Source organism: Ewingella sp. AOP9-I1-14 (assembly GCF_052375995.1).
In the GTDB taxonomy this organism is placed as follows: domain Bacteria; phylum Pseudomonadota; class Gammaproteobacteria; order Enterobacterales; family Enterobacteriaceae; genus Ewingella; species Ewingella allii.
Genome location: NZ_JBQSVA010000002.1, coordinates 191,755 through 209,581 on the forward strand (window position 1 = coordinate 191,755; position 17,827 = coordinate 209,581).

A 17,827-nucleotide genomic window follows, 5' to 3' on the forward strand; every position below is an offset into this window, starting at 1 on the left:
CTTAGTGATGATGATTAAAAGTTAATGATAATAGGGCTATATATTTTAATTATTTATTACCGCGTCTTGAGTTAATCCTAAGGTGTCGCCCCCCTCATGAAAATGCTTTTCAAGCCACGTGGTTAATGAGGTGAACATTTCATTTTTTAATGATGATTTATTAAACATCATATAAATCGGGATAGGAATGGAAGTGAATGCTTGAGTGAGGGTTCGTACTTTAAAGTTACCTTTCAGGCGCTCATAGAGCCAAACGGGAATAACGCCGACAACATCCGTCGCTTCAATGACGGAAAGAATAGTCATCAGTGAACTACTTTTTATAGCGAAATTGCGTTCACCAATAGACTTGTTAATGTGAACCTGAAAACGCTGTATATCTATACCTGAAGAGTCCAGCATGCTGAAGCGTTCTAATGCTGCCTCCTCCCGGGTAATACAACTTCCAAGCCTTGGATGCCTCTCCCGACAAACAAATACGGCCTGCTCTTCCAGCACTCTATGAGTTTCAAGAGATAAATTGTAGGCAGGGAGAACATCCAGCACCAAATTTACCCCACGCTGTAATAGCAGATCTTCGGGGGTATTCTGGCAACGGACCAATTCGCGATGGACAATCTTACAACAGGGCGCATTCTGCTCCATCCACCAGGCAATAGCCGGCATCATACGCAAGCCAACATATGGATGGCATTGAATAATGAGAAGATTTTTACTACTTGTCTGCGACAGATCCTCAAGGCTTGCGATCAAACTGTCATATTTTTCGGACAGCTTGCGGTGAACATCCGTTGCCGTAGCCGTTGGAGCCAGTCCAGAACCCGCGCGTACAAATAATGGATCAGAAAAAAATTCACGCAGTTTGTGTAATGACTGACTGACTGAGGATGGTGCATGCCCCATTGCTTCAGCAGCCTTGGTCACGCTATTCAGCCGATAAACTGTATCAAACACGCTCATTAGATTCAGATCGAACTGGCTAACCGCGCTCTTTTGTTTTTTTTGCAATTCTGTTCTCCAGGAAAATATTGTTAAAAATTATATATTCACAAAATATAGATTTGGCGGTTAGCACTCTGAGTCATAAATTCTTAAACCTAACCTTCATGATTAAGATCGCTGCACCTGGTTTTGCCATAGGTAAAAGCGACCCTTTTCATAGTCTTCTTTAGTGGAATCGAAAAAAAATTAATGTTTTATTCTAGGCTCAGTACAGAGGTTATCCATCTATTCTAACTACAATTATTCCCACATTAAAAGAATGAGTAATTTAATAAAAAACTGCATCTCAATTTGCTATACCACAACTTAATAAATGTAAATGACATGTTATTCATTTAACAAACACAACCGCATGATAGCTATACCAAAATGCTTTTTCGAGATTATCAAGGTTTGTTTTTTTATGGCTAATTCATAAATTACGAAAACGCTTTTCGTATTATTGCGGGTTCACAATATTTGTATTTTGGTGGATGATCATGCAACTTAACTCAGTGCAGATATAAATATGCACTAAAGATCTTATTGGGTGATTCTATTTAAGAAGTAACTATTAATCATCTTTTACCTTTAGTTTACGCAGCCAACTTAATAACAAATCGCTCGATCACATCGATGAAAGCTGGGCTATTACGTTGTGTTACGCGACTCCCTTATTAAGAGAAAGGCATTCATGAAAAGTAAAATGACTTGTTGCAGCCTCATGATTACTGGCGCTTTGTTAGCATTAACCCCTGCGCTGACTCAAGCCACCGGCATGGTTCCAGAAACCTCAGTTTTGCTTATTGATGAAGCTGATGGCGGCGGCAGCATGAACGTCAAAAATACTGACGACAAGGCTGCCCTGCTCTACACCACCATTCAGGAAACTGATGGCAGCAGCAACAAAGGGGTCATGCTGGTTGCGACACAGCCAATTGTGCGCCTCGAAGCGGGCCAGACCCAGCGTGTGCGCTTTGTCTTGAACACCACGGCTCCGCTGCAAGTTGAACAATACAAACGCGTTATCTTCGAAGGGATCCCGCAGGCCAAGGCCGTGGGTAAAAAGCAAATCACCACCACCATTCGCCAGAATCTGCCGGTCATCATTCATCCGAAAGGCCTGCCGGAATTCACTACACCGTGGGAAAAACTGGAGTGGAAGGCTGAAGGTAAAGTTCTGAAAGTTACCAATCCGAGCGCCTATGTCGTGCGTATGTCACCGCAGGTGCTGACTCAGCCATCCAATATCGCAGGCACTCTTGGCAAGACCTTCATCCTCCCGGGCGAGACGCTCAGCATCAACCTGGCTTCCGCCACTTCTGACAAACAAGTGAAAATTTTCCCATCATCACGTTTCGGCTTTGATGCAGGAAGCTACATCGCCACGCTGAAATGATTTTCATATCAGGGATATCAGTTCTCAAGGATGGATGAAAGCAAAATGAAAAAGACGCACCTGTCGTTGCTCATTGCGGCGGCATTAGCCGGCGGCTCGTACGATGTCCGGGCTGGTGAAATGGCAAGAGAGATTCAAGCCAGCAAAGACCCAGTCGCGATGGCCGCAGTGACACCAAGCCCTGCACCTATAGATACCGCAGCCATCACCCCCTCAGACTCGGGCAGTGATTTGGCATTAAATTTTGATATGGAAACGCTACGCTCTCGCGGCGTCGACCCCTCTATCGCTAAATACTTTGCCCGAGCTGCACGCTTTTCGCCCGGTCGTAAGTTAGTGTCATTTTCATTAAACGGTAATCCGAAAGGCAATATTTCGGTCACCTTTGATTCTCAGGGGCGACCCTGCGTTGATCGCGCCTTTTTAGAAGCTGCTGGTCTGAAAATACCCAAAGACGTGCATTCCACGCCGGTTCAACCCACCGAGCCACTCCCTGAGCAGAAAGGTCAGCCAACTGCCGATGCAGCTCCCGTTGATATTCTGTTACCTGAAGGCATCCCTGCAAAAGATGATGCTGGGGTGTGCTACGACTATGCGAACGCTTTTCCCGGTACCGCATTTAGCCTCTATCCGAGTGAAGACCGCATTGAGCTGGTGACTCCGCCAGAAGCACTTCAGCCCCTGTCCATGCAGACCGGTAACTACAATACTGGCGGCACGGCAGCTCTTCTTAACTACTCACTGTTTACCAGTAACAATAGTTTTGACGGTGGTAGCAGCAAGTACAACCAAGGGATGTTCGAAGCGGGTTTCAATATCTCCGATTGGTTACTGCGCAGTAAGCAGATGGTCAGCGATAGTGACGGCAAGGTAACCAGGGATTCCCTCTACACCTATGCCCAGCACTCCTTCACTGGCATCAAAAAAATTGCCCAGATCGGGCAGATTAACGTCAGCAGCACGCTGTTCTCTGGGAGCGCCATTAACGGTGCGCAACTGATACCGGAAACCGCCCTTGATGGAGACGGCGGCAGTGGCGTGACCGTCACAGGTTTGGCACAAACATCGCAGGCACGTGTAGATATCAAACAGTCCGGTGCACTGATTTATTCGACGCTGGTTCCGGCAGGCCCGTTCACGCTGGACAACGTCCCTGTTATTAGTGCTAACACCGACCTGAATGTCACCATCACTGAGTCCTCCGGCTCCACTAGCCATTTTACCGTCCCCGCAGCCAGCCTTTCAGGGACCAATCTTGGCCGCCCTCAAGGGATGTCCATGGCGGTAGGTAAAGTACGTGACGTTGATACCAATTTTGGCGATCCGTGGCTTGCCACTGTTTCCAATGGCTGGAAAGCCACCAAGTATATGAACCTCAACGCAGGTCTGATGGGGGCTAATCAATATCAGGCCGTGGCGGGCGGCGTTGACCTTTTGCCAATCAAAGACCTCATGCTGAGCGCCAAAGTGCTAAGCGCCGCTGATAAACGTAACAACAATAGAGGCGAGCAGCTCACCCTCTCTGCCAGCTATGCCGCGCCTTATCAACTGAGTTTCAATGTGTCCGGCACGCAGAACAGCCAGGGCTATCGTGACCTACAAGACACCTATGTTCAGGACGATAAGAGCAGCCATACCAAAAACGACTACTCGCTCTCCACCGGTTGGTCAAACGACATCATGGGTAGCTTCTCTCTGGGCTATTCCCGATCAGTGGGTTTTGACAGCAGCAGCGACTCCAAACGCGTCATTGCTTCATGGAGTAAGACCTTTAAGTACGCTTCGGTGAGCGCTAACTGGCAGCACGAAATTGACAGTAACAACAACAGGAGTAGCAGCAATACCAATAATTACCAGAATTACAATGACGACCGGGGCGACACTTTTTACATCAACGTTAGCATTCCGTTTGGTAAACAAAGCCTCAACAGCTATGCACGTAACGATGGTCAAGACACCAGCTACGGCATGCAGACAGCGGGCAATATTACGCGCGATCTGGGTTACACCGTGTCGGCTGAAAATGCCAATCCGGGTAGCAAAAACAGCGTTAATGGCGGCCTGAACGCCAACCTGCATTACACGCGACTTAGCGTGAATGCGGGTGGAGACTCGGACAATAGTCGTAATAGATCTGCGACGCTTGATGGTGCAATTGTAGCCCACAGCGGCGGCGTAACCTTCTCTCCTTATGCTGTGCAGGATACCTTCGGCATTGCCTCACTTGGCAATAATGTGTCTGGAGTAGAAATCAGCACGCCACAAGGCACGGTATGGACAGATAAGTGGGGTCAGGCTGTCGTGCCTTCCCTCAGTCCATATAAAAACTCTAACGTGATGGTCAATACCGAAACATTGCCGAAAAACGTTGATGTGAACAACGGGATGAAATCTCTGAGTGCCGGGCACGGCTCGGTGAGCAAACTGCATTTTGGCGTGCTGACTGTCAGAAGGGTCATGCTGAAGCTGACGATGCCAGACGGCAAACTCGTCCAGAAAGGCGCGGTAATTTTCGACAGGAACAACCAGTACGTCACCACTGCGGTGGAAGACGGCGTGGTGTTTGTGACTGACGTAGCCAACGCAGGTGATCTGTTCGCCCTGACGGATGATGCCGGCCATAAGTGCAAACTTAAATTCTCGCTTAGCGACACGCCCGATCTGAATGAATTCTATGAAAACGTAGGCGCAACCTGCCTGGCCGAATAAAGGCCAGCTAACTGCTATCGCCCACAGGAGATAAAGACATGCAAAAATTTAGAAATATATTGAAAACCAAAGCCCCCAAACTTAAGGGAGACGCCGGTTATGTGATCATCATGCTACTGGCGCTGGCCTGCACCATGCTGGTCAGCGAGCCGGCCCAGGCTGATATCAATAACTGCACGATAACGCTCTCCCCTAGCGGGCAAAGCTACGGTGAGTTGCTCAAAAGCCGCCAAACTTTTGTTAGCACTGCGCAAGGAAATGCCACAGCGCTGACTCCGCGTAGTAGCAACCTTACGATCATCTGTCCACAGGCAGAAAAGATGCATTTGCGCTTCATTGGCAACCGTCTAAATGATGGTGACTTCTCATTTGGTCAAAAAGGCAAAGTCAGCGCCATCTTGAGTTCAGCAGTGCTCGACGGTAATGCCGTGCAACTGACAAAAACCAAGCATAAAGGCGTGGCTATTGCGCCTGCTATCGCAGACAGCCAAACCTTAAGTTCAGATGATGAGATCACCATTGGTGACACTAGCAGCCTGCAAGGAACGAATTTGAATGCCGTACTCACCATCACTCCTTACCTAATGGAGTCAGCTTTTGTGGTACCGGACGCTTATGTGCAAGAAGAGTTGCTCAATATTGAATTAGTACCCGTGAATTAAGCCGAAGTAGTGAAAAGCGTTGTAAAAGAAGCAGTGAGTACCCTGCGTTAAACGCAGAGCACTTATTAACAGTTAAATAAAAACCATGGTTTTTATTGCTGTCTTAAATGGAAAGTTAAACAAATGGAGAGTATTAACATGAAATCAGCCCTGAAAATGACCGCTATCGCCTGCCTGATGGCAGCCGCCACCTCCGCCTTCGCTGGCCCGACCGCGACCCTGCGCATCACCGGCACCATCACCCCGGGTGCCTGTACGCCGGTTCTGGGTAACGGCGGCATTATCGACTTTGGCGCAACCTCTGTCGACCAACTGCCAAATACCGGCACCCTGGCGCTGGCGGCGCGCTCCGTTACCGCCACCGTCACCTGCACCGGCGCCACCAAAGTGGCGATGAGCTTTGTTGACAACCGCGCGGACTCCGTGGGGGCGCACAGCAATGAGCCAACGTCGGCGACCACGGCGTTTGGCCTGGGCAAAGCGGGCGATGTCAACATCGGCTCCTACGGCCTGAGCATCTCCGCCATCAACGGCGACGCCACCGCCGGCGACCTGCTGATGAGCTCGGATAAAACCGCGTGGAGCAAAATGACCCTCGACACCCTGCTCAATAACAACACCGCGCGTCAGTACCTGACCTACGCAACAACCGGCACCACCGCGCCGAAAGAGGCCACCGTGTTCACCTTCGATCTGAAGGCCACGCCGGCCCTCAGCGCTGACCTGCGCGGCATTACCGAGACGGCTAATCTGGACGGCAACGCCACCATTAATTTTGAATATCTGTAAAAGCCTTAAAGGTTAATATGGTTAATTCGGCTCGCCGAAATAAGCGGGCAGGATTAAAGACGCGATAAAAGGAAAACAACTAATATGGAAAACCAAATATGGAGAGTATTAACATGAAATCAGTCCTGAAAATGACCTCCATCGCCTGCCTGATGACCACTGCCTCCTCCGTCTTTGCCGGCCCGAGTGCTAATTTGCAGGTTAAAGAGGCGGTGACTCAGGGAGCATAGATACCTACGCTGGTAATGGTGGCGTTGACCATACCTAAATTCCTAACGCCATATGTAACAGTTCAGCTTTAAAGCGCATAAAGTTTTTTCTTTTTCAAAAAAATATTTTAATTATTAAATTTATGTGTAGTTTTTTTCGCTAATACCTTGTGAGTCACTATTCCTAATGGTTGGAAACAACTATCAAATCCATAGAATAAGGCGGCTATCGCTTAATCATTCGCTTGGCTATCTTAATGATGAAACATCCATAAAGAGGGTATGCAAGTGAGCGAATTAATTGATAACAAGAGCGAGTCATCTCCCGGTAAATGTCCGTTTCATCAAGCGAAGCCTAATGAAACTGCTGGCGGCGGGACAAATAATAGAGACTGGTGGCCAAGCCAGTTAAGAGTCGACATTTTAAATCAGCACTCCGACCGTTCTAATCCTTTAGGTGAAGATTTTGATTACCGTAAAGAGTTCCAAAAGCTCGACTACTACGCGCTTAAAGCCGATATCAAAACCCTATTAACCGACTCTCAGGTTTGGTGGCCAGCCGACTGGGGTAGCTATATCGGGCTGTTCATTCGTATGGCGTGGCACAGCGCAGGTACCTACCGTTCTGTTGACGGTCGCGGCGGCTCGGGTCGCGGTCAGCAACGTTTTGCTCCCCTCAACTCTTGGCCAGACAACGTAAGCCTCGACAAAGCACGCCGCCTGCTGTGGCCGGTAAAACAGAAGTATGGCCAGAAAATCTCTTGGGCCGACCTGTATATTCTGGCGGGTAACGTCGCGCTGGAAAATTCAGGTTTTCGCACCTTTGGTTTTGGTGCCGGGCGTGAAGACGTTTGGGAGCCAGATCAGGATATCAACTGGGGCGGCGAGAAGACTTGGCTTGAGCATCGTCACCCGGAATCACTGGCTCAGGGCGCACTAGGCGCCACCGAAATGGGCCTGATTTATGTTAACCCGGAAGGCCCAGAGCACAGCGGCGACCCGGCTTCCGCTGCTTCGGCTATTCGCGCTACCTTCGGCAACATGGGTATGGACGACGAAGAGACCGTGGCCCTGATTGCCGGTGGTCACACGCTGGGTAAAACTCACGGTGCCAGCTCCGCCGACCATGTTGGCGTTGACCCGGAATCCGCCCCGATCGAAGCCCAAGGCTTTGGCTGGAACAGCAGCTACGGCTCAGGCTCCGGCGCGGATGCTATCTCCTCAGGTCTGGAAGTGACCTGGACCCAGACCCCGACCCAGTGGAGCAACTACTTCTTCGAGAACCTGTTCAAATACGAATGGGTGCAGACCCGCAGCCCTGCGGGCGCGATCCAGTTCGAAGCCGTGGATGCCCCAGACATCATTCCTAACGCCTTTGATACGTCGAAAAAACACAAGCCGACCATGCTCGTTACCGACCTGACGCTGCGCTTCGACCCTGAGTTTGAGAAGATCTCCCGTCGCTTCCTCAACGATCCGCAGACCTTCAACGAAGCCTTTGCCCGCGCTTGGTACAAGCTGACTCACCGCGATATGGGGCCAAAGGCGCGCTACATCGGGCCTGAAGTCCCGGCTGAAAACCTGATTTGGCAAGATCCACTGCCGGAAGCCACCTATCAGCCAACCAGCGGCGATATCGCCTTCCTGAAAGAGAAGATTGCTGATTCTGGTCTGACCGTTAGCGAACTGACCTCGGTGGCATGGGCTTCTGCTTCTACCTTCCGTGGTGGTGATAAACGCGGTGGAGCCAACGGCGCGCGCCTCGCGCTGCTGCCACAGCGCGAGTGGGAAGTTAACGCCACGGCGGCTCGCGTGTTACCAACGCTGGAAGGCATTCAGCAGCAGTTCCACAAAGCCTCTCTGGCCGACATCATCGTGCTGGCGGGTATTGTGGGCGTGGAGCAAGCTGCGAAAGCCGCAGGCGTGACCATCGAAGTGCCGTTTGTCGCAGGCCGCGTCGATGCGCGTCAGGAGCAAACGGATGTGGAATCTTTCAACCTGCTCGAACCTAAGGCAGACGGCTTCCGCAACTACCTGAAAAACACCCTGCACGGCGCGACGGAAAACCTGCTGATTGATAAAGCCCAGCAGCTGACCCTGACCGTCACTGAACTCACCGTGTTAGTGGGTGGGTTAAGAGCCTTGGGTGCCAACTTCGACGGCAGCCGTCACGGGATTTTCACCCATAACGTGGGGGAACTTAATGCTGACTTCTTTACTCATCTGCTCGACATGCGTAATGAGTGGAAAGCCATTGATGGCGCGAAACAGCTGTTTGAAGGCCGCGATCGCGTGACCGGCGAGGTGAAATTTACCGCCAGCCGCGCGGATCTTGTTTTCGGCTCTAACTCCGTTTTGCGTGCAATTGCCGAGGTTTACGCCAGCGCCGACGCCAAAGAGAAGTTTGTGAAAGACTTTGTTGCCGCCTGGAGCAAAGTGATGCATCTGGACAGATTCGATATCTAGTTGTTGTTAATCGGGGGATGTCGCCATCCCCCTTTTTTTACGACCATAACGATGCTACAACGATAGAGAAGGAGTGACCATGCCCGCAGAACAACTGGACTTCAATCCCCAAGGCAACCATGGCGAGCTTCGCGTTATCTGTTCCCACTCGCTGGATCATCAGAGGATCACCAGCCTTTCTCAGCTGGGCCTCTCCTTACAAGATATTGAAGCCATCACCGGGCTGAAGAAGGCCGAATTTCAGCATTTGGTGAGGGATTAAGTCTCTGCGTGACACCGTGCTGCCCGGCCACGCCACTCCCTATTGCCCCCTTTGCGCACTTCTCCCCCTAGCCTTTTACCCGTAATGCAATCACCAGCGCGGCTAGCAACATCACTAGTCCAGAAACCACAAAGACCCCGCTGACGCCGCTAAATCCAAACACCAGCCCGCCCAAAGCCGCGCCTGCAGCGATGGAGGATTGCACTGCCGCAACCACCATGCCCCCTGCACTTTCGGCCTGATCGGGTAAGGATCGCGCCACCCAGTTTGACCAGGCGACGGGGATGCCGCCGAAAGCCAGCCCCCACAGTGCCACTAGCAGCATCAGGCCCGTGGCCTGAACCGGCAGAGAAACCATCGCCAGCGCGGCAATGCCCACCAGCGACGGCATGATGACCAAGGTGGCCCGCAGGCTGCGTTCCATCACCCACCCGGCCAACAGCGTGCCGGCAAAGTTGGCAATACCGAAGCCGAGCAGCATCAGTGCCAAACCGTCGACATCTATTTGCACCACGCTTTCTAAGGCAGGTCGAATATAGGTAAACAACGCGTACTGCCCGGTGTGGGCCAGCACGCAGCCAAACATGCCAATGCTGATACCGGGCCGGCGAAGCAACGCCAGCACTGACGCGGTTTTCAGCAGTTTTCGCGCCGCCATCTGTGGCAAGGTGCACCACTGGAAAACCAGCGTGATTGCGCCCACGGCGGCGGCGGCCACAAACGCACTGCGCCAACCATACAGCCCGCCGAGGTAACTTCCGAGTGGGACGGCGACGACCGTGCCCACCGCAATGCCGCTGAAGATAATCGACAGCGCGCGCGGCACCCTTTTTTCCGGGACCAGACGCATGGCAACCGCCGCCGCCATACTCCAGAACCCTCCGAGCGCAATCCCCAGCAGGATGCGCATGATTAAAACAATTGTCAGGCTGGACGATAAGGCCACCAGCAGGTTGGAGACAATCATCAGCAGGGTGAAACTCAGCAGTACCAGGCGGCGATCTAAGGTGCGCGTCAGCCGTGGCACCAACAGCCCGGCAAACAGCGCCACGACGGCGGTCACGGTGACGGCCTGCCCGGCTAGCGCCTCAGAAACGCCAAGGTCAGCGGCCATCGGCGTCAACAAGCTGGCGGGAAGGTACTCCGCCGTTAATAGCCCAAACACCCCCATCGCCAGTGAAAACACGGCCACCCACGCGGCGGAGGCGGGTTCAATCTGGCCTGCCGCTACGGCATCACAACGGTTATTACTCATGGAAAACTTCCCTTAAAGAATCGTAGAGCGAAATTCTAGGGAGAAGGCTTAGGATGATCTATGATGGTCACTCCTGAATCTTTGACCAAAACACCTGAAATGACGGAACACGAACAATTTGCGCTGTCGTCGGATCTGATAAGCGAGCTGCTGACCGGCATGCGCCTGCGCGGCGTGCGATATCGCCGCATTCAAACCGGGCCTGATTTTGGTCTGGCGTTTGAAAGCCGGCCGGGCCATGCCTATTTCCACTTTTTGGCCGTGGGATCGGCCTTCCTGCGCACTCACGACGGCACCCTGCACCGGCTGTCTGCGGGTAATGCGGTATTGCTGCCGCAGGGCAGTGCTCATCAGTTGCTCTCCGCCCCTGACCTGCCGGTGCAGGGCATCGACACCCTCGCCGCGGCTCCGCTCGGCGATAATGTCAGCGGCGTGAACACCTGCCCGAGCACCCATCCTATCCCAAGCGCCGTACTGTTCTATGGCTGCATGGAGTTTGACCTTGGCGGCATGCAGAGTCTGGGCAAACTGATGCCGGACATCATGGTGGCTGACGTCACGGGGGCGCGTTATTCCGACTTAGTGCCGATGCTTGACGCGATGAAGCGCGAGATTTGTGCCGGACGCATTGGCTTTGCGGGCATTCTGGCGAGGCTGGCAGACGTGGTCGCGGCGATGATGGTGCGCGGCTGGGTCGAGTGCGGGTGTGATAACGCGTCGGGGTTGGTGGCGGCACTGCGCGATCCCCGGCTGGCACGCGCTATACTGGCGCTGCATCGGCAACCGGGCCGAGACTGGACCGTGGCCGAACTGGCGGCGGAATCCCATACTTCGCGCTCGGTGTTCGCCGGACGCTTTAGCGACACTATCGGCGTGCCGCCGCTGCGCTATGTGGCAGAATTAAGAATGCGGCTGGCTAATCAGCTACTGACTCAAGAAAGGTTGTCGATAGAAACCGTGGCTCAGCGTCTGGGTTATACCTCGCAGGCGGCGTTCAGCCGGGCGTTCAAACGCATCACAGGACAATCCCCCGGTGCCAGCCGGCAGCTTTTCAGCGAGTGACGCGAGAAGGTTTGTTCCCACCCTCTGCTGCCTCGCAGGGTTTTGTACTCTGTCCGTGAAAATCGCGTATTTCCCAGTATCGCCATCTTCTTACCTTTCAATCATTAAGGGACTTGTTGGTATAGGGAAAGCAACCAGTGTAGAAATAGTTATTTCATTGATTTTTAGAATAATTAATCTCACCACGGTCAAATTGACAGTAACTCACCGACAGCAGGATCTTGTTTCAGAGGCTCGCCATTAGGCTCCCAACTAAATTCCCTTTGCTGACAAGGCCTTTATCCAAACGGCTCTAAATCGACTTGATCCATCACGCAGATCAATAATACTGTATATAAACACAGTTACCGTTGAGAGTAGAACCATGGAGTTTTTCAAGCCTGCGGACATCCGCGCCGTGTCAGAGTTGCCGCTGTTCATTGATCGCGTTCCCTGCGGGTTTCCTTCCCCCGCTCAGGACTATGTTGAGCAGCGCCTTGACCTGAACAATCTGCTGGTGAGCCACCCTAGCTCGACCTATTTCATTAAGGTGAGCGGCGACTCCATGGTTGATGCGGGCATTAAGGATGGCGACATGCTGATTGTCGACAGCTCCATCAAAGCCGAGCATGGCGACATTATTGTGGCTGCACTGTCGGGGGAATTCACCGTTAAGCAGTTGATGGTAAGACCCTTTCTGCACCTGAAGCCGATGAATGCAGCCCACGCCATCATCCCGATCACCGAGCCGGATCAGTTTGAAATCTTTGGCGTCGTCAAGCACTCCATCATGACCTTGAGGCGCTAATGTTCGCGCTCGTTGATGTGAACTCATTTTATGCCAGCTGCGAGACGGTATTCAGACCTGATTTGCGCGGCAAACCAGTGCTGGTCCTCAGCAATAATGATGGCTGTGTGATTGCCCGTTCAGCCGAAGTTAAAGTCTTAGAGATCCGTACCGGCGCGCCTTATTTCAAAATAAAAGATGAGATAAAGAAGCATAAAATCCACGTATTTAGCTCTAATTATGCGCTGTACGCGGACATGAGCAGCAGAGTGATGACCACGCTGGAGGAGCTAGCGCCGTCGGTTGAGATATACAGCATTGATGAAGCTTTTCTTGACCTGACCGGGTTTCGCAACAGCCGGAGTTTGGAAGAGTTCGGGCGGGAGATCCGGGATCGCGTCAAGCGCGACACGCATCTGAACGTGGGTGTCGGCATTGCTCCCACCAAGACCTTGGCAAAGCTGGCCAACCACGCGGCGAAGAAGTGGCCGCAAACGGGCGGCGTGGTGGACCTGTCAAACGTCGAACGCCAGCGAAAACTGCTGGCGCTAACGCTGGTAGAGGACGTATGGGGCGTGGGCCGACGCATCAGCAAGAAGCTGAATGCCATGGGTATCCTGACGGCTAAAGACCTGTCGGAGCAAAGCACCTACGTCATTCGCAAACACTTCAACGTGGTGCTGGAGCGCACGGTGCGGGAACTGCGCGGAGAGCCCTGCCTCGAGATGGAAGAGTTCGCGCCTACTAAACAGCAGATCGTCTGTTCTCGCTCCTTTGGTTATCGCGTCACAGAGTATGCCGATATGCGCCAGGCGGTCTGCTCCTATGCCGAACGGGCCGCCGAAAAGCTGCGTAGCGAAAAACAGTACTGCCGGCAGATCGCCGTATTTGTCCGCAGCAGCCCGCATGCCGTTGGCGAAACCTTTTACGGGAATCAGGCGATGGGCAAGCTATTAACGCCATCAAACGATACGCGCGATATTGTCCGTGTTGCCATGAATGCCCTTGATAGCATCTGGTTGGACGGGCCGCGATATATGAAAGCCGGCGTGATGCTGGGCGACTTCTTCAGTCAGGGCATCTCGCAACTGAACCTATTTGACGAATTCAAGCCGCAGGCCAACAGCGAAGCACTAATGCGCGTCGTCGATGGCCTGAACCAGAGTGGCAAAGGTAAATTATGGTTCGCAGGACAAGGCATCCAGAAAAGCTGGGCAATGAAACGTGACATGCTTTCCCCTGCTTACACCACCCGATACGCGGACCTGCCGGTGGCGAAATAGCCACCTGAGTTTGCGGCCTTGTTGCTCAAATTCCTATGGATCTCTGATGATAATGGCGGGTACTCTTATCAAAAACTTATAATAATACAGGGAGTAAGGTGAATGAGTATTAATATAAGGACAGCTCAACTTGCTGATATTGATGGGATATTCGACGTAAGAACATCGGTAACTGAGAATCACCTGAGTCGTGAAGAAATGCGGCAGATGGGGATCACCGAAAGCGCCGTGGCCGAGATGATTGAGAATAATCATTGTGCATGGGTAGCGACTGAAAACGACAAAATCATCGGCTTTTCAATGATTTTGCCGGATGAAGGCTGTCTTTTTGCAGCCTTTGTTCTCCCAGAATATGAAGGCAGAGGTGTAGGTCGCAGGCTTGTTTCCCTCGCTGAGCAGGAATTATTCAAACATCATGAGATTGCTTGGCTGGAAACCGATAAAAATAGTCGCGCAGCGAAATTCTATATGCAACTCGGCTGGGGCAATAAAACAGCTATTAACGACACTGATATCAAATTAGAGAAACAGCGCGGGGTTTAAAATAATTTGGCTTGCGTCAATGTCTGCTTTGAGCGAGGAGTGGAAGTTGGCAACTCCCACAACTACACGACCAACATTGAGGTGTTGTATTCAAGGAGAGCAGGTCATAGTCACTTTAGCTGTTTCAAGGGATAAGAGTTAGTGGTACTGGAGCCGTCACTGTAGAGCTCGGTAATAATAATTTTTTTGCCATCAATAGCATATTTGACTGTACTGTCTGCAGGATCATCCCGCCAGCGACCTATGCTGTCAGGATTGTCAGATGCCCACATAACTTGATCACCTACAAGTTTGCACTTGATTGCCCAACGAGTGCCATCGTTCTGTCTGATATAATGTACGTAGGCAATACCTGATTCGACTTTATCCAGCTGCATGATCTTATGGTCACGGCCAAACATTGCAGCAGAAGCAGCCTTGCAAACCTGACCTACCGTGACTTCAGAAGCATGTACCGGCGCAGTAAACACCAGCGGAACAAGAAGTAAGAGTTTTTTCATACGGATCAATCCATTTTGTTTATTTTCAGGAATAACGCTAAATATATTTCGGCAATCTAAAGCGTTTCTTGAGGCTAATTTAGCGTTGCGATGACAGGACTGATTAACTTAGTCTCCCTAGCGCAATCTCAAACTCTACCTGACTGTCAGCTTTGCTCCTGCTGTGCATCCTCAACGTGGTAAGCAAACAAAATATCGGGCATGAGGCCAGTTTTCTCTATAGTTGTCAGCACGGACTGAGTAGACACGTCAGCGATAACCTTCATTGCCTCATCACGGATTTCAACATACGCAGGGTTATCTCGAGGCACAAATGGCTCAAGGAGGTGGGCAATCGCTTTACCGTTAACTGAGAGGCTGAATGTGCCAGCGGCACGATCCACATTCCAGATATAAATGAGAGGACCTAGCCCAATATCCTCGCAATCATCTTCGTTACGGATCCCCGGAAGATAGACGGGCATAGACAGCTTTTCATCACTCAGCGTCAGCGCAATAAACTGTTTTGCCGTGATTGAGGAACCTTGCCCAGGCTCAGTTTCAGGTGTTTTCTTTCTAAAGATTTTGAACATGCCTTTTCCTTGTTAGTGGTGAATTACAAAGATAATTATAAATCCTACAGTGCTAGATGATTAGATCAATGGAATGACCCATTCCCCGTTGAACAACTCAGATTATTGTTAGCCACTTCTACTTCTGGGCACAGAAGGAATTCATGCTCGGCAAAGTCCGCTTTGAGCGAGAAGCAGACATTCTTTCATGGTTGAACTCAAAAACGTTACCTTCAAAATCTAATGGCAAAAGCTGTGATGTAAAGCCCAAGTCCATACGCCACATGGGTGAGCACACTTAGCAGTCGAGCCAGCCACTGCCGGGGTGTACGAGATGCAGCTATGCCAAAACCAAAAGCAGGCTGCAAAATCATGAATGGGGCAAATAATGTCAACAGACCGACCAGCAGAGCCGTGACCAGAAAAGGTTCGTGGAACCAGTCTGGTCCCTCCAGTAAAAATGGTATAAAGGCAAACAATATTCCGGTCAGATAATGAAATACCCAGCCAGTAAAAATTTCTCCCCGCACAGAATCAGTTGAAACGATTGTGTTATGCCTGAATTTATCTTTGAACATCCACAAAACCCAGCGACCAACCAACGCATATTTCAGAGGGGGAATGCTAATAATGTATTTCTGAAATAGTGACCATAAATCCATAACAAGCGTTGCGCCGATACCCGTTATAACTGCATGAAAGAAGGTATCAATATCCATTTTTTGCGTCCTTATATTTTGGGGGATGTTAAGCTAGCTACTAGTGTGCAACTTAAAGTAAGGTTTAAGTCAACAATGAAAGAACTGGATATAGGTGAAGTGGCGGAGCTTTCCGGCGTTCCGCCCTCAACATTACGGTTTTACGAAAAGAAAGGGTTAATCAACCCTGTCGGCCGCAATGGCCTGAGAAGGCAGTTCCACAGAAATGTTTTGAATAAACTTCAGCTGATAACGCTGGGACAGGCTGCCGGATTTACTCTGGCTGAAATGGCTGTAATGTTAAATACGGAAGGCCGGACTGTAATCGAGCGTAAGCTTCTTGAACAACGAGCCCGGCAAATTGACAGCACTATTCACAGGTTACAGCTGTTGAGCAAAGGCCTGAAGCATGTTGCCCGGTGTACAGAACATGAGCATATCGAATGTGAAGAGTTTAAAATGGTTGTTGCCAGAGGACTGCGAGTCATCAGGTAGTCACTTCTCAGCCGTAATCATTGTTTATCTGCCATAGCCATAATGCGGTAAGCATTCCTGGCACCTTATATCGGTTTTTGAGGGATATTTTCCGATTTAGAATCGCTATAAGAAATGACCTATTTAGCGATATTCGTTATGTCCGCTTTTGGCACATAGCGGACATTAGTAATGATCATGCAGCCAGTGACCTGAGGTACATAGCATAGGTTTAAAGCAGTATTTAAAACGATATGAAAATCATAATAAATTTTGGCTAAGCTACTGTCAGCAGGGCTGAAGAAAACTTTGTTATATTTATTATCTCTTTACGCAGACTGGTTTATATTCACCTTTTTTCGCTATTTCCTTACAGGATGTACCATGTTTAAACACATGATTGTTGTATTGCTTGTGACCCTACTCAGTAGCTGTGCCCATCCAACTGCTCAGCCTACCTCACCTTCTGCTGTTGATAAAAAGGCTCTCATCGGAATCTGGGCGATGCTGCCATTAAAAAACGGTATCGCTAATGTTGTTGAGTTCCGCGCCGATGATCAGGTGCTGCTGCATTCATTTAACTGTGAAAACCCACAGGTAAAAATGGGGGTTGAGCAATCTCACTATGTGGTTGACAAAAGCAGCCAGACTATTCGTTTGACATCGTCAAACCATGCCTCCCAACTGAAGATTCTTGGTATCATTGGGCGGGTGATGAAGCTGAAACAACCTATTGATTTTGAGAATGAAAGCCTGACTTTTTTCTATCTGAAAGTGACGCAAGTCATGCCCTTGTGTGGGATGTATAAACCAGAGGACAAAAGTCAAAAGACGGCCTTTAAGCCCGGCGATTTTATTGAGGCTTCATCGATCCCTGAACATAATGGTCTCCAGAAATTCGTTGGCAAATGGCAGTCGAAAAAGATTACTCAGTTAGAGATCATTAAGGATAAACAGGGTCAATTCAGACTGTTCAATGCGGCAGATAATAATTGGCATTACCTGTTTAATAATGTGCACTGGGTCGGCGACGAGTTGAATTTTAACAGCTATGCCTATTCCGAAAAGCCAGAGCTATTTGATCACCCGTTCCACAAATCACAAACCCCAACTCAAATCCGTCTGTTGCCCAATGATAAGATGCTTATGACTATCGAGATTGATGGTGATAAGAGCGTTTTTGAATTGACGCGGCAATAAGCTCATCCTGACAAAGAA

Annotated in this window: 17 protein-coding genes; 12 read left to right on the forward strand and 5 right to left on the reverse strand. The window is 50.5% G+C overall.

Annotated elements, in window-relative coordinates:
- Positions 1-45: 45 nt before the first annotated feature.
- Positions 46-1,008 (reverse strand): LysR family transcriptional regulator, encoded by a 963-nt coding sequence (locus ACT3RT_RS06115; protein WP_485903178.1) that lies wholly within the window; start codon positions 1,006-1,008, stop codon positions 46-48.
- Between the two features lie 697 nt (positions 1,009-1,705).
- Between ACT3RT_RS06115 and ACT3RT_RS06120 the strand changes: the two genes are divergently transcribed.
- From ACT3RT_RS06120 to ACT3RT_RS06145, 6 genes are all read left to right on the forward strand, one after another.
- A complete protein-coding gene (locus tag ACT3RT_RS06120; RefSeq protein ID WP_485903179.1) occupies positions 1,706-2,380 on the forward strand; it encodes a fimbria/pilus chaperone family protein in 675 nt (224 codons plus the stop codon).
- A gap of 45 nt (positions 2,381-2,425) precedes the next feature.
- Entirely contained in the window at positions 2,426-5,089 is a 2,664-nt protein-coding gene (locus tag ACT3RT_RS06125; RefSeq protein WP_496202665.1) for a fimbrial biogenesis usher protein, read from the forward strand.
- A 38-nt stretch (positions 5,090-5,127) separates the two neighbouring features.
- Entirely contained in the window at positions 5,128-5,751 is a 624-nt protein-coding gene (locus ACT3RT_RS06130; RefSeq protein WP_485903181.1) for a DUF1120 domain-containing protein, read from the forward strand.
- 138 nt (positions 5,752-5,889) lie between these two features.
- Complete coding sequence (locus ACT3RT_RS06135) at positions 5,890-6,540, forward strand: DUF1120 domain-containing protein (RefSeq protein WP_496199772.1); 651 nt, start codon at positions 5,890-5,892, stop codon at positions 6,538-6,540.
- Positions 6,541-7,037: 497 nt separating this feature from the next.
- A complete protein-coding gene (gene katG / locus ACT3RT_RS06140) occupies positions 7,038-9,215 on the forward strand; it encodes a catalase/peroxidase HPI (protein ID WP_437341996.1) in 2,178 nt (725 codons plus the stop codon).
- A gap of 79 nt (positions 9,216-9,294) precedes the next feature.
- A complete protein-coding gene (locus tag ACT3RT_RS06145; protein WP_353501760.1) occupies positions 9,295-9,477 on the forward strand; it encodes a hypothetical protein in 183 nt (60 codons plus the stop codon).
- Between the two features lie 67 nt (positions 9,478-9,544).
- Here the strand turns inward: ACT3RT_RS06145 and ACT3RT_RS06150 are convergent, their stop codons facing one another.
- Complete coding sequence (locus ACT3RT_RS06150; RefSeq protein WP_496199771.1) at positions 9,545-10,732, reverse strand: MFS transporter; 1,188 nt, start codon at positions 10,730-10,732, stop codon at positions 9,545-9,547.
- A 60-nt stretch (positions 10,733-10,792) separates the two neighbouring features.
- Here ACT3RT_RS06150 and ACT3RT_RS06155 point away from each other — a divergent pair, with 60 nt between their 5' ends.
- The 4 genes from ACT3RT_RS06155 (at position 10,793) to ACT3RT_RS06170 (ending at position 14,386) form a co-directional block, all read left to right on the forward strand.
- Positions 10,793-11,794, forward strand: coding sequence for an AraC family transcriptional regulator (locus ACT3RT_RS06155; protein WP_353501758.1), 1,002 nt, complete (start codon positions 10,793-10,795; stop codon positions 11,792-11,794).
- 364 nt (positions 11,795-12,158) lie between these two features.
- On the forward strand, positions 12,159-12,581 hold the full coding sequence (umuD, locus tag ACT3RT_RS06160; RefSeq protein WP_100936762.1) for a translesion error-prone DNA polymerase V autoproteolytic subunit: 423 nt from the start codon (positions 12,159-12,161) through the stop codon (positions 12,579-12,581).
- Positions 12,581-13,843 (forward strand): translesion error-prone DNA polymerase V subunit UmuC, encoded by a 1,263-nt coding sequence (umuC, locus tag ACT3RT_RS06165; RefSeq protein WP_353501756.1) that lies wholly within the window; start codon positions 12,581-12,583, stop codon positions 13,841-13,843. Before umuD ends, umuC begins: the two co-directional genes overlap by 1 nt.
- A gap of 102 nt (positions 13,844-13,945) precedes the next feature.
- Positions 13,946-14,386 (forward strand): GNAT family N-acetyltransferase, encoded by a 441-nt coding sequence (locus ACT3RT_RS06170; protein ID WP_496202666.1) that lies wholly within the window; start codon positions 13,946-13,948, stop codon positions 14,384-14,386.
- Positions 14,387-14,496: 110 nt separating this feature from the next.
- Here the strand turns inward: ACT3RT_RS06170 and ACT3RT_RS06175 are convergent, their stop codons facing one another.
- The 3 genes from ACT3RT_RS06175 to ACT3RT_RS06185 all read right to left on the reverse strand — a co-directional run bounded on the left by ACT3RT_RS06175 (position 14,497) and on the right by ACT3RT_RS06185 (position 16,156).
- Positions 14,497-14,886 (reverse strand): hypothetical protein, encoded by a 390-nt coding sequence (locus tag ACT3RT_RS06175; RefSeq protein WP_496202667.1) that lies wholly within the window; start codon positions 14,884-14,886, stop codon positions 14,497-14,499.
- Positions 14,887-15,032: 146 nt separating this feature from the next.
- Positions 15,033-15,458 (reverse strand): hypothetical protein, encoded by a 426-nt coding sequence (locus tag ACT3RT_RS06180; protein WP_496202668.1) that lies wholly within the window; start codon positions 15,456-15,458, stop codon positions 15,033-15,035.
- Positions 15,459-15,670: 212 nt separating this feature from the next.
- The gene (locus ACT3RT_RS06185) at positions 15,671-16,156 is read right to left on the reverse strand and encodes a DUF2938 domain-containing protein (RefSeq protein ID WP_496202669.1); all 486 of its coding nucleotides are present in this window, start codon (positions 16,154-16,156) and stop codon (positions 15,671-15,673) included.
- A gap of 75 nt (positions 16,157-16,231) precedes the next feature.
- Here ACT3RT_RS06185 and ACT3RT_RS06190 point away from each other — a divergent pair, with 75 nt between their 5' ends.
- Positions 16,232-16,630, forward strand: coding sequence for a helix-turn-helix domain-containing protein (locus ACT3RT_RS06190; protein ID WP_496202670.1), 399 nt, complete (start codon positions 16,232-16,234; stop codon positions 16,628-16,630).
- 363 nt (positions 16,631-16,993) lie between these two features.
- Entirely contained in the window at positions 16,994-17,809 is an 816-nt protein-coding gene (locus ACT3RT_RS06195) for a hypothetical protein (protein WP_353501752.1), read from the forward strand.
- Positions 17,810-17,827: the final 18 nt, after the last annotated feature.